This is a genomic window from Paracoccus nototheniae (genome assembly GCF_004335005.1).
GTDB lineage: Bacteria > Pseudomonadota > Alphaproteobacteria > Rhodobacterales > Rhodobacteraceae > Paracoccus > Paracoccus nototheniae.
Window position 1 is genome coordinate 1 of sequence record NZ_RQRT01000128.1, and the last position, 5,724, is coordinate 5,724.

A 5,724-nucleotide genomic window follows, 5' to 3' on the forward strand; every position below is an offset into this window, starting at 1 on the left:
CGTCATCCGCATCTCGCTGATCAATCACCGCAGCAGCCGTCGTCGCCTCCCGCTTCGTCGACGGCTGCTGCAGCGCCTCCGCCAGACCCTCAATCTGCGTCCGATAACGCTCCCAGAGCGACGGGTGGAACCCCGCCCGTCCAACACTATGCACCAGCCACAGACCCGCCCCATCCCCTGTAATACGCGCGGACCAGATCGATCGCCGTATCCGCCAGTTCCGTGATCTCATCGTCCGTCCTTGTCCGGGGGCGACGCTGCCATTGGTGCAGGCGGTCCAGTTCGGCATTGCGATCGACCGTCGCGAAGCTGCCATCGGCAAAGATCCGGCGACCGGCCACAAAGACCTGCATGATGGCCTGGGATTTGGCGCGACGCAGCAGAACATCGGGAAAGCTGGTGCGCGGATCCTGCCAAGGATAGGTGACCCGGTCCCAGTCCAGCACTACCAGATCGGCAGCCTGTCCGACGGCCAGACCGCCGATGCGGTCGCGAAAGGGCGTCGTCGCGGCCCCGTGCCGGGTTGCCATGCGCAGGATCTGGGCCGCAGTCGGGGCGGGCGCATCATGTCCCGCGGGGCGGTGCAAGGTCAGCGCAAGGCGCATTTCCTGCAGCATGTCGCGATCGTCGTTGATGCCGGCCTCGTCAATCCCCAGGGCCACAGGCACACCCGAGGCGAGAAAGGCATTCAGATCGGCCGTTCCGCTTTTCAGGCGCAGGTTCGACGAACAGTTGTGGCACAAGCACACGCCCTTGTCGCGGCACAGCGCCAGATCGTCGCGGTTCAGCCAGACGCCATGGCCGATGGTCAGATCCGGGCCCAGCAACCCGAACCGGTCGATCTGTTCGACAGCGCTGCCCTGTCCACGCCTTGCAGCATAGTCGCGTTGATAGGGTGTCTCCAGCAGGTGCATGTGCAGGGGCGCACCGGTCGCGTCATGCAGGCGGGCGGCCATTTCCAGTCCGGCATCCGACAGCCAGTGCAGGTTCGCGGGCGCGATCTGGATGGCAACCCGGTCCTTGTCCCGATGCTGCCTGCTCAGTTCGTGGAACACCTGCGCCTGATCATTCAGGCTGAGGCCAAAGCCCGCCAGATAGCGTGCCGCAATCGGGCGCATCGCGGCGGGCAGAAGGTCCAGAAAGACCTGGTCGTCATCATACAGCACACGGTTTTGATCACGCATCGCAAAGGAATAGCTGACCCGCATGCCCAAGCGGTCATAGGCCCCGATGATCTGGTTTGCCCGCTCCAGCACGGCCGTCACATCGCCGGGCGCCCGACTGTGCAGATGCTGGACGGTGGTGACGCCTGAGGCGACCATCTCGAACCCTGAATAGAGTGTGTCCAGATCGGGTGGCACGTCGCGCATGCGCAGGCGTTCGGCGAACCACAGCTCCAACGGCTGATCCTGCGCGCCCATCTGAAAGGGCGTGACGCCGACATGGTGATGGGCGTTGATCAGGCCGGGAATGATCGCCTGGCCCTTGCCACCGGTCTGTGCCGCGTCAGGGTGCTTGCGGCGCATGGCAGCGGCGGTCCCGGCATCGGCGATATGCCCGTCACGGATCAGCAGGGCGGCGTCTTCCAGAAGGACGGGCGCCCCGTCGGGATCGAACCCGGTCAGGATCGTATCGGCCGAGATCAGCAGCGGCGCGGTCATGGCCTGATGTCCTTATCTTCGATGCGCGATTGCACAAGGCGCATCGCGGCAGGAATGGGCTGCACGACCGGGACCGACAGCATCCCGGCAAGGGCGACTGCGGCCTGCGCCAACGGTCCTCCGCCGATGATCAAGGCCCCGATGGATGGATCATCGGCCAGCGCGACAAGGGCCGCCTCGTGCAGGGCCGTCAGCAATCTGTCGGGGTCGGCGGTCACCTCTGCCGCATCGCCGGGCGTGATCCAGCATCCCGCATAGGCTGTACGATGACCAAGATCGATGGCCCGCCGATCGATCCGGGCGACCAGATCGGACGTTGTCGTGACCACGGCAAAGCGGGGGGCCAGCGCATGCGCCTCGGCCATGGCGGCCTCGGCGATGCCGGTGACCGGCACCGGCAGGCTGCGGGCCAGCGCGGCCTGACCCGGATCGCCAAAGGCGGACACCACGACGCCGTCAAAGCCGCTCAGGTCCGGCAGCAAGGCCATGACAGCCAGCGCGGCCTGATCCAGCGCGTCAGGCGTGGTGATCAGCGGCGCGCCGAACGGGGCGGTCAGTCCTTGGAGATCGCCGCGAAAATGCGCTGCAGCGATGCGAACCATCTGCTGCGTGGTGGCGGTGCTGGTGTTGGGGTTGATCAGGGCGATCCTCATGCCCGCACCTGCGCGGCAAAGCTGTGGGCGATCTGGGCGCGCGTGCCGATGAACAGCTGCTCGCGCCGTTGCGCCAGTGCGGCCAGAACCCCCGAAAAGGCGGGAAAGCGGCCCGGACGCCCGCAGATGCGCAAATGGAACCCGATGTTCAGCAGGCGCGGCTGCCCGGCCCGGCCTTCGGCCATCAGCACGTCCAGCGCGTCGCTGACATAGTCGATCATGTCGGATGCCCGGACAAAGCCGTTGGGGTGAAAGAATTTCATGTCATTGCTGTCCAGCGCATAGGGCACGACAACAAGGCCGGGATGGCCCGCATCGCGATAGGGCAGATCATCGTCGAAGCCGTTCGACGCGTACAGATACCCCCGCCGGGCCAGCAGATCGCGCGTCCAGGGGCTTTCGGCGCCACGACAGAAGAACCCCACGGGGCGCTGGCCGGTCGCGGCGTGGATCGCATCCTCGGTCCGGGCCAGCGCGGTCTCTTCGGCGGCGGGGCTGTCATAATCGGCATGCGGGCGCCACAGCCAGCCATGCGAGGCGATCTCGTGCCCATCGCGGGCCAGTTGGGCCAGACCATGCGGCGCGCGTTCGGCGGCGCGTCCGCAGGCAAAGATCGTGGCCGGGATCGCGTGATCGCGCAGGGCCTGCGCCATCCGCCACAGGCCCGCGCGCGGACCATAGGCAAAGATCTGTTCCTGACCGGGATCGCGGCGCCCGGCGGGCACGACGCTGAGAACCTCGCCCATCGGTTCGGACCACGGATCGCCGTCGCCCACCTGCATCTCGGCGCCTTCCTCATAGTTCAGGACGACCGACACCGCGCAGCGATGGCCGCCGGGCCAGCGGATGTCGGGCCAGACACCGCCATAGCCGTGCAGATCGCGGCTCATGCGGATGGGGTCCAGCGGGGCAGGCCGTGGGCCGCGCGCCAGTGATGCGCGATCTGGTCGCGGCGGGCGAACCAGACGCCCTGATGCGACAGGGCGTGGTCCAGAAACTGTTCCAGCCCCGCGATGCGCGCCGGGCGGCCGATGATGCGCGTGTGCAGGCCGATGGACAGCATGCGCGGCGCATGCGCGGATTCCGCCAGCAGCCGGTCGAAGGCCGCGATGCAATAGCGCGAGAAATCCTCGGCAAAGACGAACCCGCCGTGATTGAAATACCGCATGTCATTGGTGTCAAAAGCATAGGGCAGCACGACATGCTGGCCCAGCAGACAGGGCAGATCGTCGTGATAGGCGTTGCAATCATAAAGGAACCCGCCCTGCTCCAGCAGCAGCGACCGGGTGTGGGGCGAGGTGGCCGACCTTGTATGCCAGCCGACCGGAGGCGTCCCTGCCGCCTGCGTGATGGCTGCGACGGTGCGGGCGATGACATCGGCCTCGTGGTCGCGGTCCATGCCGACATGACGTTCCCACCGCCAGCCATGGGCCGAGATCTCATGCCCGTCGGCCACCGCTTCGGTCGCGATCCATGGGGTGCGGGCGATGGCCCGGCCGCAGGCGTTCAGGGTCGCGGGAATGCCGCGTGCGGCCAGTACGGCGCGGATGCGTGGCCAGCCTGCGCGCGGGCCATATTCGAAATGGCTTTCCATGCAGGGATCGACGGCGTCATGGACATGTTCGACCGCCTCATAGATCGCCTCGTTCGTCTCGTCCCCGTCGCCGATGCTCAGCTCTGCGCCCTCTTCGATGTTCACGACGACCGAGACGGCCAGCCCCGCCCCCCCCGGCCAGCGCATGCCGGGCGGGGCGGAGGCGGGTGCGAAATCGCGACGATCCGTCATGCGGGCGCCCTTTCGCGCAGCGTATCCATCAGCCGGGCGATCAGATCGCGGTCCCACCGCGCCGACAGCCCCCCCTGACGCGACATCAGCGAGGTCGACACGATCGCCCCGTCCGCCGCCGCCAGTGCCTGCACGATATTGCCCTGATCCACGCTGCCGCCGATCAGGATCGGACGGGTCACGCCCGCCTGCCGGGCTGCGGCCACCCGCGCGACGCTGTCGGCAAAGCTGGACCCGGTCAGCACCAGCGCATCGGCGCCGTATTTCTGGGCCGCCACCGCAGCATCCGCAGGCTCTACGTCGATCAGCGGGCGCGAGGTGCGGTCAAAGACATCCGCCATGATCGCGATATCGCCCGCGCGCAGATGATGGCGATAGGTGACCGCGCGGACGGCCAGCGGATCGCGGGCCCCCTCGAAGGTCATCGCGGCGCCGACAAAGACCTTGAGGCGCACGAAATCCGCCCCGGATGCGCGGGCGATGGCCAAGGGCGCCTCGGCATCATGGGCCTGCACGATGATGCCAAGCGACATCTGCGGAAAGGCCCGCTTGAGGCTGCGTCCTATGGCTGCGGTCAGGGCGATCGTTTCCGGGACGGCGGGACCGGACTGGCGCGTCTGATCCTGCAGCATGATCCGGCGCATGCCGCCTGCGATGAACGCCCCGGCATTGGTCAGCGCGAAATCTTCCAGCTGCGACAGGGTCAGGTCGCGGTTCACCGACAGGTCGGGCAGGTGCAGCGCCCCGATCACCAGCGGATCGTCGGCGGAATGGGCAAGGGTCGCGTGGGTCATGAAACACTCGATATGGTCGGAATTGAAGGGAGATGCCCGATCCGGGCCGCAAGATCGCTCAGACGATCGTCGCGCTGCTGGGGTGTCGCGGTCAACAGGCCGTCGGGGCCAAAGCTTTCGACGGCAAAGGATGCCGCGACGGTGCCCATGCAGGCCGCAACCACAGGGTCGCGGCCCAGCAGCAGCCCGGCCAGAAAGCCACCGCAAAAGCTGTCTCCGGCACCCGTGGGGTCCAGTGCCACGACCGGGATGGCCGGAATGGCGGTCAGAGTTCCGTCGGTCATGCGCAGCAGGACGCCGGTCGTGCCGCGTTTGACAAGGGCCAGAGGCGCGCCGCCGCGATGCAGGGCGGTCAGCGCCGCCCCCTGGTCCTGACCGGGCGCCAGAACCTGAAGTTCCTTCAGGCTGGGGATCACCGCCGTCACGGCGGCCAGAACCCGGGCCATGTCGGGACAGGCGGCCAGATCGCCGGCCCGCGCGCCGGGGTCCAGCGTCACATGCGCACCGCGCATCGCCACCGCCAGATCCAGCGTCGCCGCCGGATCGTTGCCGGCCAGATGCAGTCCCTGTGCCGCCCGCCATGGCGCCGGGATCGCTGCGGGCCGGATGGGATGGGTGCGGCGAAAGGTCGGGAAATCGGGATCGGCATCGCCATCATCGGGCGATGACACCTCGTCCCGGCGCGACCCGTCCTGAGCATAGAAGAACCATTCGGGCCCACGCACGGCAACAGCCGAGCGGTGGATGCCGTCGGTCAACAGCCCCGCGTCCCGCAAACGGTCCAGCAGATGCGGCGGATAATTTGCCGGGATATGGCCCACGATGCCCAC

Annotated in this window: 6 protein-coding genes; all 6 read right to left on the reverse strand. The window is 67.6% G+C overall.

What is annotated here, in order from left to right; all coding sequences use genetic code 11:
- Positions 1 to 146: 146 nt before the first annotated feature.
- Positions 147 to 1,661, reverse strand: coding sequence for an amidohydrolase family protein (locus EG885_RS21665; RefSeq protein WP_131578822.1), 1,515 nt, complete (start codon positions 1,659 to 1,661; stop codon positions 147 to 149).
- Positions 1,658 to 2,314, reverse strand: a complete 657-nt coding sequence (locus EG885_RS21670; protein ID WP_131578824.1) for an aspartate/glutamate racemase family protein — start codon at positions 2,312 to 2,314, stop codon at positions 1,658 to 1,660. The genes EG885_RS21665 and EG885_RS21670 overlap by 4 nt, the downstream gene beginning before the upstream one ends.
- On the reverse strand, positions 2,311 to 3,204 hold the full coding sequence (locus EG885_RS21675) for a polysaccharide deacetylase family protein (RefSeq protein ID WP_131578827.1): 894 nt from the start codon (positions 3,202 to 3,204) through the stop codon (positions 2,311 to 2,313). The genes EG885_RS21670 and EG885_RS21675 overlap by 4 nt, the downstream gene beginning before the upstream one ends.
- On the reverse strand, positions 3,201 to 4,100 hold the full coding sequence (locus EG885_RS21680) for a polysaccharide deacetylase family protein (protein ID WP_131578829.1): 900 nt from the start codon (positions 4,098 to 4,100) through the stop codon (positions 3,201 to 3,203). The genes EG885_RS21675 and EG885_RS21680 overlap by 4 nt, the downstream gene beginning before the upstream one ends.
- Positions 4,097 to 4,894, reverse strand: a complete 798-nt coding sequence (locus EG885_RS21685) for a BtpA/SgcQ family protein (RefSeq protein WP_131578831.1) — start codon at positions 4,892 to 4,894, stop codon at positions 4,097 to 4,099. The genes EG885_RS21680 and EG885_RS21685 overlap by 4 nt, the downstream gene beginning before the upstream one ends.
- On the reverse strand, positions 4,891 to 5,724 hold an 834-nt coding region (locus EG885_RS21690), incomplete at its 5' end, for a carbohydrate kinase family protein (RefSeq protein ID WP_165571266.1). The genes EG885_RS21690 and EG885_RS21685, both read right to left, overlap by 4 nt.

What these genes read in the sequence shown, in the direction of transcription:
- EG885_RS21665 (WP_131578822.1), bottom strand. Translation starts at nt 1,661, where the DNA reads ATGACCGCGCCGCTGCTGATCTCGGCCGATACGATCCTGACCGGGTTC.
- EG885_RS21670 (WP_131578824.1), bottom strand. Translation starts at nt 2,314, where the DNA reads ATGAGGATCGCCCTGATCAACCCCAACACCAGCACCGCCACCACGCAG.
- EG885_RS21675 (WP_131578827.1), bottom strand. Translation starts at nt 3,204, where the DNA reads ATGAGCCGCGATCTGCACGGCTATGGCGGTGTCTGGCCCGACATCCGC.
- EG885_RS21680 (WP_131578829.1), bottom strand. Translation starts at nt 4,100, where the DNA reads ATGACGGATCGTCGCGATTTCGCACCCGCCTCCGCCCCGCCCGGCATG.
- EG885_RS21685 (WP_131578831.1), bottom strand. Translation starts at nt 4,894, where the DNA reads ATGACCCACGCGACCCTTGCCCATTCCGCCGACGATCCGCTGGTGATC.